Below are 17,533 nucleotides of genomic sequence, written 5' to 3'. Positions count from 1 at the left end.
ATGCATGGAGATAAGCAGTGAACAGTGTCAGCGCCACCGAGCAGCAGGGCAGTCAACAAAGTACTGAACAGAAGATGCAGGCCATGGGCCGCGCCGCGCGCGCAGCAGCCCGTCTGATGGCTCGCGCCGACACTGGAGTGAAAAACGCTGCGCTCAAGGCGATCGCCGCGGAGCTGGATAAGCAGCGACCGCAACTGGCGGCGGCCAACGCCCAGGACATGCAGAATGGCCGCGACAACGGCCTGGACGCGGCCCTGTTGGACCGCCTGGAGCTGAACGACGCGCGCATCGACGCCATGATCGAAGGGCTACTGCAAATCGCAGAGTTGCCCGATCCGGTGGGTGAGGTGAGCGATTTGAAATACCGCCCCAGTGGTATTCAGCTTGGCAAAATGCGCGTGCCCCTCGGGGTGGTGGGGATTATTTATGAATCTCGCCCGAATGTGACCATTGATGCCGCCAGCCTTTGCCTGAAGTCGGGCAACGCCACTATTTTGCGTGGCGGTAGCGAAGCGCTGCACTCCAACGGGGCCATTGCCGCGTGTATTACCTCTGGTCTGCAGCAGGTGGGGTTGCCGGAAGCGGCGGTGCAGGTGGTGGATACCACTGATCGCGCGGCGGTGGGTGCACTGATTTCGATGCCGGAGTTTGTAGACGTGATCGTACCGCGCGGTGGCAAGGGTCTGATCGAGCGTATCAGCCGCGAGGCCCGGGTTCCGGTGATCAAGCATCTCGATGGTATCTGCCACGTGTACCTGGATGACCGGGCGGATACGGAAAAAGCATTTAATATTGCGCTCAATGCCAAGACCCATCGCTATGGCGTGTGCAATGCGATGGAGACTCTGCTGGTGGCTGAGGCGGTGGCCGCAGAGTTTCTGCCGCGCCTCGCCGCTGCCTACAGTGACAAAGGTGTTGAGCTGCGCGGCTGCGACAAAACGCGTTCGATCCTGCCGCAGGCATTACCCGCCACCGAGGAAGACTGGGCGACGGAATATCTGGCACCGGTACTGTCGATTCGCGTGGTGGTGGATATGGATGCGGCGATGGAACATATCGCGCAGTACAGCTCCGGCCACACCGAAGCGATCGTTACCGAGGACTACACCCGCGCGCGCCGGTTTATGGCGGAAGTGGATTCGAGTTCCGTGATCGTGAATGCGTCGACGCGTTTTGCCGACGGTTTCGAGTACGGCCTGGGTGCGGAAATTGGTATCAGTACCGATAAGATCCACGCCCGTGGCCCGGTGGGCCTGGAAGGCCTGACCTCACAGAAATGGATCGTATTTGGCGACGGGCAAATTCGCCAATGACTGCGCGCTCGTCGAATACCCTGGCGCTGTTCGGCGGCACCTTTGACCCGATTCACTTCGGCCATCTGCGCATGGCACTGGAGCTGAAGCAGTCACTGGGTTTTGACGAAATGCGCCTGCTGCCGTCGCACCAGCCCGCGCACCGCGCCGCGCCCGGTGTCACGGCGGAAAAACGGCGGGAGATGCTGGCGCTGGCTCTGGATGACTGTCCGGAGTTGGTGCTGGACCCTCGCGAGCTGCTGCGTGCCGGCCCCACGTACACCGTGGATACGTTCGAGGAGTTGCGCAGTGAGTTGGGCACAGGGGTGTCTATTTCCTTTTGTATGGGGATGGATTCCCTGCTGGGGCTGCCCAGCTGGCATCGCTGGCAACGATTGCTCGAGCTGGCCCACCTGGTGGTGGTGGCACGACCGGGCTGGGAGCTGCCGGCAAGCGGGCAGGTCGCGGACCTATTGGCGGCCCGGCGTGGCGCGCTGGCGGATATCCAGCGGCAACCGGCGGGCAAGATCCTGGTGCAGGAGCGGCGTTTACTGCCGATTTCTGCCACGGATATTCGCCATCAAATACACAGTGGTCGCTCCCCGCAGTTTTTACTGCCGGAGCGGGTGCTGGACTACATTCAATCTCAAGGGCTCTATCAACAGGAGCGCTAAAACGGTGGAGCATAGGCTCCCGATACAGGTGTTATGACTGATATCAAATCAATTGCGGTAAACGCACTGGAAGACCTCAAGGGTAAAGACATTGTTTCCATGGATGTGTCCGGACTGAGCGACGTGATGGAAACGTTGATCATTTGCACGGGTACCTCCAACCGTCAGGTGAAATCCCTGGCCAACAATGTGGTCGAGGATGGCAAGGAAGCGGGTATTCGCCCCATCGGTGTCGAAGGAATGGACCAGGGCGAGTGGGTGCTGGTGGATTACGGTGACGTGGTGGTGCACGTGATGCAGGCGGAAACCCGCGGTTTCTACGACCTGGAAAAGCTCTGGTCCATGACCCCGAACACCCGCCAGGATGCGGATGGCTCCGACCCTCACCAAGACTGATCTTGTCAGCTTGTCTTTCGTGAAGATGCCATCCTCGTGAAGATCAGAATAATTGCTGCCGGCGGCAAGATGCCCGGGTGGGTGCAGGAGGGGTACAACGAGTACGCCAAGCGCCTGCCGCGGGAGCTGACCCTGGAAATGGTCGAAATCCCGCTCGGCAATCGCGGCCAGAAAAACTCCCCCGCCCTGGTAGAGAAAGCCCGACAGAAAGAGGGCGAGGCGATGCTCGCCGCCATCCAGCCGCGGGAACATGTGGTCGCGCTGGAAGTGAAGGGCAAGTCCTGGAGTACAGAGCAGCTATCCCGCGAGCTGGCGGACTGGCAGATGGGCGGCGACAACGTATGCCTGCTGATCGGTGGGCCCGATGGACTGGCGCCGGAGTGCGTGGCCCGCGCCAACCAGAAGTGGTCGCTGTCGGCACTCACCATGCCGCACCCACTGGTGCGCGTGCTGCTGGCGGAACAGCTCTACCGTGCCTGGACACTGCTTGCGGGTCACCCCTATCACAAGTGAACCGGTGCCCGTGGGCGGGGTCTCAGTAGCTGGATAACCGTGCCTATTGATGCACTGTAAATGGCTGTTATGAGCAGTGGTTTACTTCCGCAGGGACAGCAAACTTGTGTACACTTCGTGGTCATTTTCGCGCCACCGAATAATCTGTATTCACCAGCATGTCTGAAAACCTGCATTTTAAAGATCACCACACGGAGCAGCGGCTATTCCGCAACCGGATGCTGGTGGCCATCTGCGGGGTCGTAGTGCTGCTGGGGGTGCTGGTTGCCCGCTTTTACAACCTGCAGGTGGTGAATTTCGAGGACTACCGCACCCAGTCCGATGAGAACCGTATTCAGGTGCGCCCGGTCCCGCCTACCCGGGGCCTGATCTACGATCGCAATGGCCAGCTGCTGGCCGACAACCGCCCCAGTTACACCCTGTCGATCGTGCGCGAGCGGGTCAAGGACCTGGACGCCACGCTGGAACTGATTGGTCAGCTGGTACAGCTGAACGACAGCGATGTAGAAAAATTCAAACGCCGCCTGCCGCGGCGCCGTCCATTTGAACCCGTCCCCCTGCGCTACCGCCTCAGCGAAGAAGAAATTGCCCGCATCAGCGTGAATGAATTCCATCTCGTTGGTGTCTCTGTGGAGGCCGAGCTGGTGCGCTATTACCCCGAGCAGGATCTGTTCGCCCACAGCGTCGGCTACGTCGGCCGTATTAACGAGCGTGAACTTTCCGGCTTCACCGAGGAAGATGTGCGCCGCTACCGCGGAACCCAGAGTATTGGCAAGGTCGGCCTCGAGCGTTCCTATGAAGAGTTGCTGCTGGGCAAGGTCGGGTTTGAAAATGTCGAGACCAATGCCCGCGGCCGGGTACTGCGCGTACTGGAGCGCCAGGATCCCAAGCCGGGTGCGGAGCTGACCCTGCATCTGGACACTCGCCTGCAAGAGGTTGCCACCCGCGCGCTTGGCGACAAGCGCGGTGCCGTGGTGGCGATCGACGTGAAAACCGGTGGGGTTCTCGCCTTCGTCAGTCAGCCGTCCTTCGACCCCAACCTGTTTGTCACAGGTATCAGTTTCAAGGACTACAGCGCGTTGAGAGACTCGCTGGATGTGCCGCTGTTCAACCGTGTGGTGCAGGGGCAGTATCCGCCGGGGTCAACGCTGAAGCCTATGATGGGGCTCGGCGGTCTGGCGGATGGCATTATTGAAATCGACACAAAAATTCGCGACCCGGGTTTCTTCAAACTGCCCAATGACCCGCGTATTTATCGCGACTGGAAGCGTACCGGGCATGGTAATCAGGTGGATTTGGTGCAGGGGCTCGCGGAGAGCTGTGATACTTATTTCTGGGATTTGGCGTCGCGCTGGAGCATTGACCAGATGCACGATATTGCCACGCGCTTTGGCCTGGGGGAGAAAACCGGTATTGACCTGCCGCGCGAGTATCCGGGCTTGTTCCCGTCGCGTGACTGGAAGCGTGGCGCCCGGGGTATGCCGTGGTTCCCCGGCGACAGCCTTAACGCGATACTGGGGCAGGGCTTTGTGCTGGCGACACCGCTGCAGCTGGCGGTGATGACCGCCACCATTGCCAACCGCGGTACCCACTATCGTCCGCAAATGGTGATGGCGGTCGATGGTGTCGAACAGCCGCCAGAAGTACTGCACCATGTGGATGCACACCCCGATCACTGGGATGTGGTATTCGAGGGTATGGAAGCCGTGGTGTACGCCACCAACGGTACCGGCAAGCGCGCTGGTGCGGGCCTGGACTTCAAGGTGGCGGGTAAAACCGGTACCGCGCAGGTGGTGGGTATTGCCCAGGGGGCAAAATACGACTCGGAAGCCCTGAAAGAACGCCACCGCGACCACGCCTTATTTGTTGCCTTCGCACCGATGGATGACCCGCAGATCGCGGTATCGGTACTGGTGGAGAATGGTGAGGGCGGTGGGCTGGTGGCGGCGCCAGTCGCCAGGGAAGTCTTCTTTGACTGGATGTCACGACCACTGGAAGACACCGCGAGTATTCAGCCGCTGTACATTCCGCATCTCGGCGAACAGTGCACAGAACCGATGGGGAGAGCGTTTCGTGGCTAGTCGCGATTATATGCACCGTCTGCCGGATGCAGGCAGCAGTCTGCGCCGCCCGGAAAGCCTGGCACGCCGCTGGCACATTGATCTACCCCTGTTGCTGCTCTTGCTGTTACTGGCGGGAATGGGGCTGGGTGTGCTTTACAGCGCTGCCGGTGATGAGTTGCATTATGTAAAACGTCAGGCCGTGTTTATGGCGCTCGCCTTTGTCGGCATGTTTGTTGCCGCACAGATCCCGCTGGAGTTTTATCGCCGCTGGTCCCCATGGTTTTACCTGGCGGGGTGCTGCCTGCTCGTCGCGGTGCTGTTGATCGGGGTCGGTGCCAAGGGGGCACAGCGCTGGCTGCAAATTGGTGGCTTCCGCTTCCAGCCGTCGGAAGCGCTCAAACTGGCGGTGCCGATCGCGGTGGCCGCCTATCTGCACAAGCGCACGTTGCCGCCTTCCCTGTTAACCGTATTTACCACACTGGTGATTATCGGGGTGCCGGCGCTGTTGATCGTGCGCCAGCCGGACCTGGGTACATCCATCCTCATCGCCGCATCCGGTATTTTTGCGCTGTATCTTTCCGGCCTCAGCTGGAAGTTGATCGGCAGCGCGGCGGTCATGTTGTTGATGGCCGCCTGGCCGATCTGGATGTGGGGACTGCGGGATTACCAGAAGCAGCGCATTCTCACCCTGTTCAACCCGGATGCGGACCGGCTTGGCGCCGGTTGGAACATTTTCCAGTCCAAAGCCGCCATTGGTTCTGGCGGCTGGTCCGGTAAGGGGTACATGCAGGGCACCCAGTCGCAACTCGACTTTTTGCCGGAGAGCCACACCGATTTCATTATCGCGGTGCTGGCGGAGGAGTGGGGTATGCGCGGTGCGCTGATACTTCTCGCGGTGTACCTGTTGATCATTGCCCGGGGCATCTATATTAGTTTTATGGCCCAACACGTATTCGGTCGCTTGTTGGCGGGTAGTCTCACGCTGACATTTTTCGTGTACGTGTTTGTGAATATCGGCATGGTCACTGGCTTACTGCCGGTGGTGGGGGTACCCCTGCCATTGGTGAGTCATGGCGGTACCTCGGTCATCACCTTGATGGCCGGGTTCGGTATTTTGATGGCCATCAGCACGGAAAGGCGCAGAGTGCTTTTCTGATTACCTCTGATGATGTCACCGGAATTGCGCCACGTTTGCCAATAACGTGAGCCGGTTCAGGCTGACATTACTTTTTCACGTGTATCGTGCCACTTTTTGGCGCGCTTGTAGTCACAATAGCCATACGCTGTCAGGGCGGATTAATGGCGATCGCGATGATTGCAAGGATTTACACAGTGAACAGTGAAAAGGTAATTGGAAGTACTTTATGAAGACAGGAGCGGTTGTTTTGAAGTGGACCACGGGATTGTTGGCTGGTCTGGGACTGGTGCTCAGCGCCTGCGCCCAGGAGCAGGGGCATGATGAAAATGTCCAGGCCAAAGCCTTTGTGGACTATATGGTGGCCGAGCACAATTTCAGCCGCGTCGAGCTCGAAACACTGATGCGCGAGGCCAAGCGCAAGGACTCCATTCTTAAGGCCATCAAGCGTCCGGCTGAGAAGGCCAAGCCCTGGTACGATTACCGCAATATCTTTATCACTGATGCCCGTATCCGTGGTGGCGTCGAATTCTGGGACAAGAACGCAGAAGCGCTGAAAGCCGCAGAAGAAAAGTACGGTGTGCCGCCGGAAATCATTGTTGCCATTATCGGTGTCGAGACCCGCTACGGTGGCAATATGGGCAGCTATCGGGTAATTGATGCACTGTCCACCCTCGCCTTCAACTATCCCCGCCGCTCCAAGTTCTTTACCAAGGAACTGGAAAACTACCTGTTGCTTACCCGCGATGAGAAGATCGACCCCACCAGCCTGAAAGGCTCTTATGCCGGTGCCATGGGCTTCGGGCAGTTCATGCCCTCGAGCTATCGTTTCTATGCCGTGGACTTTAACGGCGACGGCCGCGTCGACATCTGGACCGACACGGAGGACGCGATTGGCAGTGTCGCCAATTACTTTGTCCAGCACGGCTGGAAGACCGGCGAACCGGTTGCCGTGATCACCAAGCCGCTGCCCAACGCCGATATGACCATCGTAAACGACAGCCTGAAGCCCAAGTGGACGGTGGGCGAAGTCGAGGCAAAAGGCTTCCCCACCACGGCGCAGGTCACGAAGGAAATGCCGGCCAATGTGTTCTCACTGAAAACCAAAAGTGGCGAGCAGTTCTGGATCGGATTGAATAATTTTTACACCATCACCCGCTACAACCACAGTCGTATGTATGCGATGGCGGTGTACGAACTGGGGCAAGAAATTATCAAGGCGCGCGGCGGCCGCTCCTGAAGTTATTTCGGTTGCCGGACGTTATATAGGTTGAAAGGCGCCAGAGTGCGCTGCAACAATATCGCACAGTAATAATTGACCGCTCAAAGCGGATCAGATCGATAAAAACGGTAGCGAATGCGTGTATCTCGCACCGGGGGGAAATCATGAATAAACCACTGTCCGGGTGTTCGGCCCGAATTGGCGCTGCTTGTCTGTTGGCGCTTGTGTCAGCCTGCAGTACAGTTCCCCTGGAGCAGAAGCGAACCCCAGCGGTACAGCCGGGGGATATCCCCTTCGATCAAGTGCGCGACAGCGGCCCGGCGGTACCGGTCGATATGCTGGCAACCCCGGAAGTGACACCCGTACGCGAGCCTATTGGTGTTGCCGGCAACAAATCCCCGTATGTGGTGAATGGCGTAAGGTATCGGGTGCTCGATGGTGTGAAAGGCTATCGCGAGCGCGGGCATGCCTCCTGGTATGGCACCAAGTTCCATGGCCGCAAGACGGCCAATGGCGAGGTGTATAACATGTACGCCATGTCGGCCGCGCACAAAACCTTGCCGTTGCCCAGTTACGCGAAGGTCACCAATCTGGATAATGGCCGCAGCATTATCGTGCGGGTGAATGACCGCGGTCCTTTCGTGCCCGGGCGTATTATTGACCTGAGTTACACCGCTGCGCAGAAGCTTGGCTATATCGACAAGGGGGTTGCCCGCGTCGAGGTGGAGGCGCTGGATCCCGCGAGCCTGCCCAGTGCCATGGAGACACTGGCGGTAGAAAAAGACGCCGCCGCGCGCAATGGGCTGCCGCAAGATGCCAGCTTCAAATTGCCCGACAACACCTTCCTGCAGGTGGGTGCTTATAGCTCATCTTCGCAGGCGGAGCAGATTCGCGCGCAGCTGGCCGCCACATTCGGCTATCCTGTTACCGTAAGCCCGGTAAACCGTGGCGGAAAGATGCTATACAGGGTACGAATAGGGCCGATTGAGCAGCAGCGAGCACTGGTCGCGCTGCGGGAATCCGTTGAACAGCAGAATTTTGGTCAACCCCAGGTGGTTGTGGATTAAGTCCAGTAACTGCAGGTTACAGCCAATACCGATACTGTATTCTCCCGGTGGATGCCGGGAACTGACACTTTAAGAACGCAAGGAATAAGAGATACCCATGTTCAAACGCTTATTTGCCTGTCTGCTCCTGTTTGTTGGCGCCAGTGTGGCCCAGGCCGATAAACCACTGATTCCCGCGCCGCCACAGCTCGCCGCCTCGGCATACATCCTGATGGATGCCCACACCGGCCAGATTCTGGTTGAGCACGATGCCGACAAGCAGATTCCTCCCGCCAGCCTGACCAAGATGATGACCAGCTACATCGTCATTGAGGAGCTGGAAAAAGGCGCAATCAAAGAACAGGACATGGTGAACATTTCGGAAAAAGCCTGGCGCAAGGGCGGTTCCAAAATGTTTGTAAAGGTCGGCGACAAGGTCCCGGTGATCGACTTGCTGCGCGGCGTGATTGTGCAGTCCGGTAACGACGCGAGTATTGCCCTGGCGGAATACGTTTCTGGTAGCGAGGAGGTGTTTGCTGAGGTGATGAACCAGCAGGCGCAGTTGCTCGGTATGCAGGACACCAACTATGTGAATGCCACCGGCTGGCCCGCCGAAGGCCATATGACCACCGTACGGGATTTGGGCACGCTGGCCCAGGCGGTGATCAATGACCACCCGGAACACTATCCGATCCATGCCGAGAAGTACTTCCGCTTCAACGGCATCAACCAGCCGAACCGCAACCGCCTGTTGTGGCGCGACCCGGCGGTAGATGGCATCAAGACCGGCCACACCGAAGAGGCCGGTTACTGCCTGGTGGCTTCCGCGGTCAAGCGTGGCATGCGCCTGATTTCCGTGGTGGTGGGCGCCGACAGCGACGAGAAACGGGCGGCGGAAACTCAGAAGCTGCTCGCTTATGGCTTCCGCTACTACCAGACACACAAAGTGTACGGCAGTGACGACGTGCTGCAGACCGAACGCGTGTGGGGCGGCAAGGCCGACTCTGTGGGTATCGCGGTATCTCGCGATGTATTCGTTACCATCCCGCGCGGTGGTGAAGAGAACATCAAGGCCGACCTGATTATCGATGGCGAGCTGAAGGCGCCGCTGGCCAAAGGGCAGCAGGTGGGTAAAGTGGTTGTGAATCTGGATGGCGAAACCGTCGCAGATGTACCTGCAGTGGTAGCCGAAGATGTGGAAGAGGCGGGCTTCTTCAAGCGCGTATGGGATTCCATCAAGCGCTTTGTGATGTCGTTCTTCCAGTAAAATCCTGCGCTGGCCCGGCGAAACCTTTCGCCGGGCTGTTTTAACCCCCGCTCAAAGCAGTTTCGTCTGCAATCTTTCCTCCCTGTCCAGTGCTTCATCGGCACTGTATAATTCTCGCCCGGCCGCAATCCTCGCCGGGCAGATACCGGCAAAATCCACCATCTGACCTGCGGCCATGTGAGCGTGGTATGACCCAGGATTCAGAGCAGCAGCCTCCTAAAATCGAATTCCCCTGTGAAGACTATATGGTCAAAGTGGTGCGAGACGCCGACGACCAGGTGCACGATTTTGTGATGGATGTGATGCGCCGGCACGCGCCGGGCTTCGACGAGAGCAAGTTGAAGCACAAGCCCAGCCGCAATGGGAAATTCAACTCGGTGACCTTCTATATCCTCGCCACCGGCGAGCCGCAGCTCAAGGCACTGTTCGAAGAACTCAAGGCCCATCCGGGCGTACATATGGTGCTGTGATGGCGGGTTCGGAACCGGTCATCTGCAACCTTGGCCGGCGCGATTACGAGACCGTATGGCGCGCCATGGCTCACTACACCGATACCCGCGGCAACGACGCGGCGGACCAGATCTGGTGCGTGGAGCACCCACCCGTATTCACCCAGGGGCAGGCTGGCAAGGCCGAGCACCTGCTGAATACCGGTGACATTCCGGTGGTGCAAGTCGATCGCGGCGGCCAGGTGACCTATCACGGCCCAGGCCAGCTGGTGGTGTACCCGCTGCTGGATCTACGCCGCAGCAAGATCGGTGTGCGCGATCTGGTGACAGCGCTGGAAGAAGCGACCGTGGCGATGCTTGCCGAATACGGTATCAGTGCCGCGCCCCGTGCCGATGCTCCGGGCGTATACCTGACCGAAGGTCCGCGCGCGGGGAACAAGATTGCCTCGATTGGCCTGCGGGTGCGCCGCGGCTGTAGTTTCCACGGCATCGCCATCAACATTGATATGGATCTGGGGCCCTTCCTGCGCATCAATCCGTGTGGTTACGCGGGGATGCAGATGGTGCAGATGGCCGAAGTCATACAGCCGACGCCCACTTGGCAGGATGTTGCGGAGAAGTTTGTTGCAGCGCTGCAGCAAAAGCTGGGGCTGCCGCAAGCCAGCTGGCACCCGCTGGATGAAAACGTATTTGAGGTAGCTGCACAGGCGCAGGCTACCGAATCAGGAACAAGTAATGTCTGAACGATTTGACGCCGACCAGTCTGAAATAAAGGCGACTGAAGTAAACCCGTCTGAGACCGGTAAACCGGATCTCGTACCGGTAAAACGCACCCGTCGTTTGCAGCAGGGCGAAAAGCTGCGCGATGGCGAAAAGGTTGAGCGTATCCCGGTAAAGGTAATCGCCAGTGACCAGACCCTGCGCAAGCCAGACTGGATTCGCGTCAAGGTGCCGTCGGTAAAGGCTTCCAAGGAAGTCGAGCGCATCAAGAGCATTCTGCGCTCACAGAAGCTGGCTACCGTCTGTGAAGAAGCCAGCTGCCCGAACCTGGGTGAATGTTTCAGTGGTGGTACCGCCACCTTTATGATCATGGGTGAGATCTGCACCCGCCGCTGCCCCTTCTGCGATGTGGGCCACGGCAAACCCAATCCGCTGGACCCGAACGAGCCGCAGCAACTGGCTGAAGCCATTGCGGCCATGAGCCTGCGCTACGTGGTAATTACCTCCGTGGACCGCGATGACCTGCGCGATGGCGGTGCCGAGCACTTCGCCGAATGCATCAAGCAGTCCCGCGCGTTGTCGCCGAACCTGCAGGTGGAAATCCTCACCCCGGATTTCCGCGGCCGTATGGACGTGGCGCTGGATATCCTGGAAGCCGAGGCGCCAGACGTGTTCAACCACAACCTGGAAACCGTGCCGCGCCTGTACCGCGAATCCCGCCCGGGTGCCAACTACAAGTGGTCTCTGAAATTACTGCAGGAATACAAGAAGCGTCGCCCGGACGTCCTGACCAAGTCTGGTCTGATGGTGGGCCTGGGTGAGACCAAGGAAGAAATTTTTGAAGTGTTGGACGATATGCGTGCCCACGATATCGACATGCTGACCATTGGTCAGTACCTGCAGCCAAGTAAAGAGCACTTGCCGGTACAGCGTTACGTGCACCCGGACGAGTTCGAAGAGTACCGTGTATACGCCGAGCAGATCGGCTTCACACACGCCGCCTGCGGCCCCATGGTGCGCTCTTCTTATCACGCCGATAAACAGGCGCATGGTGAGAAAGTGAGTTAACAGCTGCGTATGCGTCGTTAGTCGTTTACTCGATCGCGAGCCTAAAAAAGGCCGGCACCGCAAAGCGGGCCGGCCTTTTTTATTTTTGAAGTGCGCGCTTAGAACTTCGCATTAACTCCAGCAAAGATACGACGCCCATATTGGTTTACATCACCCGGCAGCGACTGGTCGCCCCAGCTGCTGCTCTGCTCGGAGTCGGTCAGATTGAGCAGGTTCATTACCAGGGATACATTGTCGGTCAGCTGATAGGACAGGTTAGCGTCCAGCTGGCCGTAGCCGTCCTGATTCCGCTGCAGACCATTACGCGTGGTACCGGTGTAATAGTCGGAGCGATAGTTGTATGCGAGACGCGCGGATACGCCGTGATCTTCGTAGTAACCGGTCAGGTTATACGTATCACTGGAGTTACCGGGCAGCAGTTTCTCGATACCCGCTTCGCGATCTTCGTCGGACTCGAGCATGTCGGCATCCGACCAGGTGTAGTTTGCGAGTACACCAAAGCCATTGCCAAAGTCGTGCTGTACGTTCAGCTCAACGCCCTGATTGACACCGCCCAAGCCGTTAACCGGAATGGTAATACGGTATTCCCCGGGACCTTCCTCACCAATAAGGGTCTCACGTACGTCCGTGGTATCGGTGTAGGTGTCGATGTCCTTGTAGAAGAAGGCAAGGGAGACAATTGAGGACTCGGTAAAGTAGTACTCCGCTGAGATGTCGTACTGGTTTGCCTGATAAGGATCCAGCTCCGGGTTACCGCCACTGCCGAAACCATCGTAGCCAGGTACCCAGACACTGTTGGCAAAGCCACGAGTCATACGCAGGCTGTCATAGTCTGGACGAGAGATCACCTTAGCCGCAGCAAAACGCAATACAGTGTCATCGTTCAGGTCATAAGCCAGGTTCAGGCTCGGCAGAATATTGTCGTAGTCGTTCTCAAGCTCGGTCGGAGTCATGGTCCAGGTATCCGGATTCCAGGAGACCGGCTTGAACAGCTGGAAACCGATACTGGTGCCATCGGTGGATGCGTAGCGCACACCGACGTTACCGCGCAGGTTTTCATACTCGAAATTACCCTGCACATACATGCTGGTAATTTCTTCCTGAATTTCAAAGCTGTAATCTGGGCGATAGTTCGAGCGGTAGGTCGGGGTCGCATCGGTCCAGTCCAGCCAGTTCGCATACTGGAATTCGTACAGGCCCTGCTGGGCATTGCTGGAACCTTTGAAGTCACCGGCAACGGCACCATTGGCATAGTTATCGAGGGTCGTGATCCAGGGGTCGAGGAATACGATCCAAACATCCTTGTGCAGGTTGGAAACCTTGTCGTGGTCACGATATTTCGCTCCGATATCCACGGAGGTCAGCCAATCCATATCGACTTCCACGTTCAGGTCAAACTGCGCATAGTCTTCCCGTTCGGCGTTATCGAAGATGTTGCGGTGGGTGTACATGGTCGCATAGTCGGCAGGCGTCACGTCCGACAGGAATTGATAAGTCGGCTCCCCGGCCAAGCTAAAGCTGCCATCCAGGCTCGCTTCAAATTCAATCTGGTCGTCCAGAATATCGCCTTCAGCGCGGGTGGTACCCAGTTGCGCTTCGAGGGTGTAGCGCTCGCCGGCATATTCGACTTTCAGGGTATGCGCGCGGGTCTGGTAGCCACCTTCGTTGTTATTACTACTGTACCAGGACTCTTCCTTTTCACGGCCGCCATTCGCATCGCTCATGAGCGTGCCGGAAACCAGGACGCCATTATTGATGACCGCATTGGATACGCCGGCACCACTCAATGCACCCAGCGTGCGCACGCCGTTAGTAATGGTCTGGTCGACGCGATCAACCTTGGAGAATAGGTTGGTAAGCTCGATGTTCAGGCTGTCGGTGGCTTGCCATTCCAGGTTGGCGGTATAGGTAGAGAGGTCTTTCTCCGAGCGGAAGCGCGAGGAGCGTATATTATTGGGCGCGCGGTAGAGCAGCTCGCCATCGGCATCCAGTACCTCCTGGTAGCCCAGGTAGCCAAGACCATTGGTGTCGCGCTGTACGCGATTGTCCTTGCGCACATAGCCAAGGTTAAATCCGAAGTCAGCGTTGTCATTTTTCCAGTTATAGAACCCGGAGATAGAAGGGCTGTGCTCGTCCGCAGACTCCTGGTACATGTTCTTTACGGAGAAGGCGGCGTAGTTTGCTTCGGTGTCCAGTGGCGAGCGCGTTTTGACGATCACGGTGCCACCAATGGATCCCTCTTCGACTTTGGCCTGGGCAGACTTGTGCACTTCCAGGGTGTCGATCAATTCTGCGGGCAGCAGTGAGTAGTTAAAGCTACGGCTCGGCGGATTGGTGACACTGGCAGAGGCTTCTGCAGTCGCCACATTCTGGCCGTTGAACAGGGTCAGGTTCAGGTGGGGTGCGGTACCGCGAATACTGACCCGATCCGCTTCACCGTCGGTTTTCTGTACGGAAACGCCCGCAACACGCTGCAGTGCGTCAGCCACTGTCTGGTCTGGGAATTTACCTACATCCTCTGCGGAAATTGCGTCGACCATCACATCGGAGTCGCGCTTGATATCCAAACTCTTTTTCACAGAACCGCGGATACCGGTGACCTGTACCTCCTCGATCGCATCACTCTGTGGGGTTCCTTGAGTGGCATCTTGCGCCATTGCGGCGGGCATCGCGGCGAGGGCTGCCAGAGTGAGTAGTGAGCAATTCGCAATGCGAATGGCTTTGGTGAGTTGCTTCATCCCTTTCTCCCATTGATTTTTATTAGTTTCGGCTCCGGGGCATCGCACCCCGAGTAACAAAATATTCCAAATCGAGCGGTCGATCAAGAATAAATTATTTCTCGTGTCGGCTGGTTTAACCTCTGTGCGAGATTTGGCGATTTGTGTTGAATTTTGTGCCATTCAGGTTTGTCGACCGCTGGGCTGGACCTGTGGAGTGGACCTGTGGAGTGGATCAGTGGAGCAGGGGCACCAAGGGGGGGTGCGATAAGAACTACTGAGTTGCAGGCGCGCCGTGGCTGAGGCTGGAGGGAGATTGACGAAGGATTTTGAGTAGCGGCGCGTGGCTGCTACTCAGTCATGATGCCGTGCAAGATGCAGGGCCGGGCGTTCGGAGCTTTTTAAGCGTGCGCAGGTTAGTGCGCGTAGGTGAGGCAGTTAACCGTATCGCCGCTGTAGCCAAGTTCAATATGGTCAGCAGTGCACTCGAAGTCGATATTGTGGCTGCAGCCTCCGACCTTGCAGGCGCCCACACCGGCGTTGCGTTGTCGCTTGGTGTGATGGCTGTTGCTGAAAAAGGTATCGCAGTCCGGATCGTCACCGTCGCCAATGGTGATGGCGCGCGCATGGCAGGAAGAGTCTGTGTTGTAGGCGCACGAGGTTGCGGCGCAGCTGGAAACTTCAGGCATATCGGTGGCGATGATCATGGCGTGATTCTCTCTGGCTTATTGTAAAAGGAGCAATGCCCCTACTGAGCCTAGTACAGCGCTTTGGCTTGTCAAATACGGACCCCGGACTTGTGCGAGGCCCCATTTCGCCCATTTTTCATGTCGCTTTTTTGTACGCTCAGTTCACGGTAGAGTAACAAGTCCTAATAAAAATAAATTGACCTGAGGAGTCGTGCGATGAGTTTTGCCAACCGGCAACAGGCCGCCCGTTACTGGAAAGAAAACGTTCGCCTGATGCTTAGCCTGCTGTGCATCTGGTTTGCGGTGTCTTTTGGCTGCGGAATAGTGTTTGTAGAAGAATTGAACCAGATCCGCTTTGGCGGCTTTAAGCTGGGGTTCTGGTTTGCCCAGCAGGGCGCTATCTATGTGTTCCTCGGGTTGATTTTTTTCTATGTCTACAGGATGAATCAGCTGGACAAGAAGTACGGTGTATATGAAGACGATGAGTCGGCGCCTTCTGCGGAAGATGCCGAGCCGTCTGCTGGGCACCCCGCAGCGTCAGCCCAGCAGCTTGAAGGAGGGCAGTAAGCATGGATGTTCAGAGCCTTACCTTTTTGATCGTTGGGGCCACCTTTGTCCTGTATATCGCCATCGCCCTGTGGGCCCGCGCGGGCTCCACGAATGATTTCTATGTGGCCGGCGGTGGGGTGCACCCGGTGGCCAACGGCATGGCCACGGCGGCGGACTGGATGTCTGCGGCCTCCTTTATTTCCATGGCCGGTCTGATTTCCTTTATGGGTTACGACGGTGCGGTGTATCTACTGGGTTGGACCGGCGGTTATGTACTGTTGGCCCTGTGCCTCGCACCTTACCTGCGCAAGTTTGGCAAGTTCACCGTGCCCGATTTCATCGGTGATCGCTATTATTCCCAGGCCGCGCGTACCGTCGCGGTAATTTGTGCGATTTTTGTCAGCTTTACCTATGTGGCTGGCCAAATGCGTGGCGTGGGCGTGGTGTTCTCCCGTTTTCTGGAAGTGGATATCGCCACCGGTGTGATGATCGGCATGGGGGTAGTGTTTTTCTACGCGGTGCTCGGCGGCATGAAGGGCATTACCTACACGCAGGTGGCACAATACTGTGTACTGATTTTTGCCTATATGGTGCCGGCGGTATTTATTTCCATCATGATGACCGGCCATGTGCTTCCCCAGACGGGTTTCGGCGGCCTGCTGGCCGACGGCACTTATCTGCTGGATAAGTTGGACGGGTTATCCACAGAGTTGGGGTTTGCCGAGTACACCTCGGGCAGTAAGAGTACTGTGGATATGTTTTTCATTACCGCAGCCTTGATGGTCGGCACTGCCGGTCTGCCGCATGTAATCGTACGCTTCTTCACCGTACCCAAAGTGCGCGATGCGCGAAAATCTGCCGGCTGGGCACTGCTGTTTATTGCGCTGCTGTACACCACCGCGCCGGCTATTGCCTCGTTTGCCCGGGTCAATATGATCGACACCATTAACGGGCCGGACGGGCAGGGCACCCCACACGCGGAAGCCCCGAGCTGGGTAGCCAACTGGGAAGAGACCGGCCTGATCCAGTGGGACGACAAGAATGCCGACGGCAAGATGTTCTACTCCGGTGACGAGCGCAATGAGATGCAGGTGGACCGGGACATTATGGTGTTGGCCAATCCGGAAATTGCCAACCTGCCTGCCTGGGTAATCGCACTGGTTGCCGCCGGTGGTGTGGCTGCGGCCCTGTCCACTTCCGCCGGGTTACTGCTGGTGATATCGACGTCCATTTCCCACGACTTGCTCAAGCGCAACCTGATGCCACGCATAACTGAAAAACAGGAGCTGGGTTATGCGCGGGCTGCCGCGGCGGTTGCCGTTTGTATTGCGGGGTATCTCGGGATCAATCCGCCGGGTTTTGTCGCCCAGGTGGTGGCCTTTGCCTTCGGGCTCGCGGCATCGTCGTTCTTCCCGGCGATCATCATGGGGATCTTCTCCAAGCGCATGAACAAGGAGGGGGCCATTGCCGGTATGCTGTCAGGTATCCTGTTTACCGCAGCGTACATTGTGTACTTCAAGTTCATCAACCCTGCAGCCAATACACCGGAGAATTGGTGGTTTGGTATTTCGCCGGAAGGTATCGGAACCCTCGGCATGATGCTGAACTTTGCCGTGGCGATTGGTGTAGCGAAATTTACCCGTAAGATCCCGGCCGATGTACAGGAAATGGTGGAAAGCATTCGCTTCCCGCAAGGCGCCGGTGCAGCCAGCGCACACTGAGTGTTGGTGATG

At 57.7% G+C, this 17,533-nt stretch carries 16 protein-coding genes; 14 read left to right on the top strand and 2 right to left on the bottom strand.

Going from position 1 to position 17,533, the window contains the following annotated elements:
- Positions 1 to 17 precede the first annotated feature (17 nt).
- The 12 genes from AS89_RS0108940 to lipA all read left to right on the top strand — a co-directional run bounded on the left by AS89_RS0108940 (position 18) and on the right by lipA (position 11,845).
- Positions 18 to 1,313: a glutamate-5-semialdehyde dehydrogenase gene (locus tag AS89_RS0108940; protein ID WP_010132203.1), complete on the top strand. Its 1,296-nt coding sequence runs from the start codon at positions 18 to 20 to the stop codon at positions 1,311 to 1,313.
- Complete coding sequence (nadD, locus tag AS89_RS0108935) at positions 1,310 to 1,966, top strand: nicotinate-nucleotide adenylyltransferase (protein WP_010132202.1); 657 nt, start codon at positions 1,310 to 1,312, stop codon at positions 1,964 to 1,966. Before AS89_RS0108940 ends, nadD begins: the two co-directional genes overlap by 4 nt.
- A 33-nt stretch (positions 1,967 to 1,999) precedes the next feature.
- Positions 2,000 to 2,362 carry a ribosome silencing factor gene (gene rsfS / locus AS89_RS0108930; RefSeq protein ID WP_010132201.1) on the top strand — a complete coding sequence of 121 codons (363 nt, stop codon included), beginning with the start codon at positions 2,000 to 2,002 and terminating at the stop codon, positions 2,360 to 2,362.
- A gap of 36 nt (positions 2,363 to 2,398) precedes the next feature.
- Positions 2,399 to 2,875, top strand: coding sequence for a 23S rRNA (pseudouridine(1915)-N(3))-methyltransferase RlmH (rlmH, locus tag AS89_RS0108925; protein ID WP_010132200.1), 477 nt, complete (start codon positions 2,399 to 2,401; stop codon positions 2,873 to 2,875).
- 158 nt (positions 2,876 to 3,033) lie between these two features.
- The gene (mrdA, locus tag AS89_RS0108920) at positions 3,034 to 4,956 is read left to right on the top strand and encodes a penicillin-binding protein 2 (RefSeq protein WP_010132199.1); all 1,923 of its coding nucleotides are present in this window, start codon (positions 3,034 to 3,036) and stop codon (positions 4,954 to 4,956) included.
- Positions 4,949 to 6,094 carry a rod shape-determining protein RodA gene (gene rodA, locus AS89_RS0108915; protein ID WP_010132198.1) on the top strand — a complete coding sequence of 382 codons (1,146 nt, stop codon included), beginning with the start codon at positions 4,949 to 4,951 and terminating at the stop codon, positions 6,092 to 6,094. Before mrdA ends, rodA begins: the two co-directional genes overlap by 8 nt.
- Before the next feature lie 229 nt (positions 6,095 to 6,323).
- Positions 6,324 to 7,313, top strand: a complete 990-nt coding sequence (gene mltB / locus AS89_RS0108910; RefSeq protein ID WP_010132196.1) for a lytic murein transglycosylase B — start codon at positions 6,324 to 6,326, stop codon at positions 7,311 to 7,313.
- Between the two features lie 146 nt (positions 7,314 to 7,459).
- On the top strand, positions 7,460 to 8,362 hold the full coding sequence (locus tag AS89_RS0108905) for a septal ring lytic transglycosylase RlpA family protein (RefSeq protein ID WP_010132195.1): 903 nt from the start codon (positions 7,460 to 7,462) through the stop codon (positions 8,360 to 8,362).
- Between the two features lie 97 nt (positions 8,363 to 8,459).
- A complete protein-coding gene (locus AS89_RS0108900) occupies positions 8,460 to 9,608 on the top strand; it encodes a D-alanyl-D-alanine carboxypeptidase family protein (RefSeq protein WP_010132194.1) in 1,149 nt (382 codons plus the stop codon).
- 188 nt (positions 9,609 to 9,796) lie between these two features.
- The gene (locus tag AS89_RS0108890) at positions 9,797 to 10,078 is read left to right on the top strand and encodes an HP0495 family protein (RefSeq protein WP_010132193.1); all 282 of its coding nucleotides are present in this window, start codon (positions 9,797 to 9,799) and stop codon (positions 10,076 to 10,078) included.
- On the top strand, positions 10,078 to 10,800 hold the full coding sequence (lipB, locus tag AS89_RS0108885; RefSeq protein ID WP_010132192.1) for a lipoyl(octanoyl) transferase LipB: 723 nt from the start codon (positions 10,078 to 10,080) through the stop codon (positions 10,798 to 10,800). The genes AS89_RS0108890 and lipB overlap by 1 nt, the downstream gene beginning before the upstream one ends.
- Positions 10,793 to 11,845: a lipoyl synthase gene (gene lipA / locus AS89_RS0108880; RefSeq protein ID WP_010132191.1), complete on the top strand. Its 1,053-nt coding sequence runs from the start codon at positions 10,793 to 10,795 to the stop codon at positions 11,843 to 11,845. The genes lipB and lipA overlap by 8 nt, the downstream gene beginning before the upstream one ends.
- Positions 11,846 to 11,943: 98 nt before the next feature.
- On the opposite strand, the gene AS89_RS0108875 is transcribed toward lipA, so the two are convergent.
- Entirely contained in the window at positions 11,944 to 14,583 is a 2,640-nt protein-coding gene (locus AS89_RS0108875; protein ID WP_010132190.1) for a TonB-dependent receptor, read from the bottom strand.
- Between the two features lie 395 nt (positions 14,584 to 14,978).
- Positions 14,979 to 15,269, bottom strand: a complete 291-nt coding sequence (locus AS89_RS0108870) for a DUF1540 domain-containing protein (RefSeq protein WP_010132189.1) — start codon at positions 15,267 to 15,269, stop codon at positions 14,979 to 14,981.
- Positions 15,270 to 15,467: 198 nt separating this feature from the next.
- Here AS89_RS0108870 and AS89_RS17250 point away from each other — a divergent pair, with 198 nt between their 5' ends.
- Both AS89_RS17250 and AS89_RS0108860 read left to right on the top strand, forming a co-directional pair.
- Complete coding sequence (locus tag AS89_RS17250; RefSeq protein WP_010132188.1) at positions 15,468 to 15,818, top strand: DUF4212 domain-containing protein; 351 nt, start codon at positions 15,468 to 15,470, stop codon at positions 15,816 to 15,818.
- Between the two features lie 2 nt (positions 15,819 to 15,820).
- The gene (locus tag AS89_RS0108860; protein ID WP_010132187.1) at positions 15,821 to 17,521 is read left to right on the top strand and encodes a sodium:solute symporter family protein; all 1,701 of its coding nucleotides are present in this window, start codon (positions 15,821 to 15,823) and stop codon (positions 17,519 to 17,521) included.
- Positions 17,522 to 17,533: the final 12 nt, after the last annotated feature.

Origin of the sequence: Microbulbifer agarilyticus S89 (assembly GCF_000220505.1) — a bacterium.
GTDB lineage: Bacteria > Pseudomonadota > Gammaproteobacteria > Pseudomonadales > Cellvibrionaceae > Microbulbifer > Microbulbifer agarilyticus_B.
This window is presented reverse-complemented; position numbering and strand designations above follow the sequence as displayed.

Excerpts from the sequence above, each read along its gene's own strand:
- nadD (WP_010132202.1), top strand. The coding sequence starts at position 1,310 with ATGACTGCGCGCTCGTCGAATACCCTGGCGCTGTTCGGCGGCACCTTT.
- rsfS (WP_010132201.1), top strand. The coding sequence starts at position 2,000 with ATGACTGATATCAAATCAATTGCGGTAAACGCACTGGAAGACCTCAAG.
- mrdA (WP_010132199.1), top strand. The coding sequence starts at position 3,034 with ATGTCTGAAAACCTGCATTTTAAAGATCACCACACGGAGCAGCGGCTA.
- AS89_RS0108905 (WP_010132195.1), top strand. The coding sequence starts at position 7,460 with ATGAATAAACCACTGTCCGGGTGTTCGGCCCGAATTGGCGCTGCTTGT.
- AS89_RS0108900 (WP_010132194.1), top strand. The coding sequence starts at position 8,460 with ATGTTCAAACGCTTATTTGCCTGTCTGCTCCTGTTTGTTGGCGCCAGT.
- AS89_RS0108890 (WP_010132193.1), top strand. The coding sequence starts at position 9,797 with ATGACCCAGGATTCAGAGCAGCAGCCTCCTAAAATCGAATTCCCCTGT.
- lipB (WP_010132192.1), top strand. The coding sequence starts at position 10,078 with ATGGCGGGTTCGGAACCGGTCATCTGCAACCTTGGCCGGCGCGATTAC.
- lipA (WP_010132191.1), top strand. The coding sequence starts at position 10,793 with ATGTCTGAACGATTTGACGCCGACCAGTCTGAAATAAAGGCGACTGAA.
- AS89_RS0108875 (WP_010132190.1), bottom strand. The coding sequence starts at position 14,583 with ATGAAGCAACTCACCAAAGCCATTCGCATTGCGAATTGCTCACTACTC.
- AS89_RS0108870 (WP_010132189.1), bottom strand. The coding sequence starts at position 15,269 with ATGATCATCGCCACCGATATGCCTGAAGTTTCCAGCTGCGCCGCAACC.
- AS89_RS17250 (WP_010132188.1), top strand. The coding sequence starts at position 15,468 with ATGAGTTTTGCCAACCGGCAACAGGCCGCCCGTTACTGGAAAGAAAAC.
- AS89_RS0108860 (WP_010132187.1), top strand. The coding sequence starts at position 15,821 with ATGGATGTTCAGAGCCTTACCTTTTTGATCGTTGGGGCCACCTTTGTC.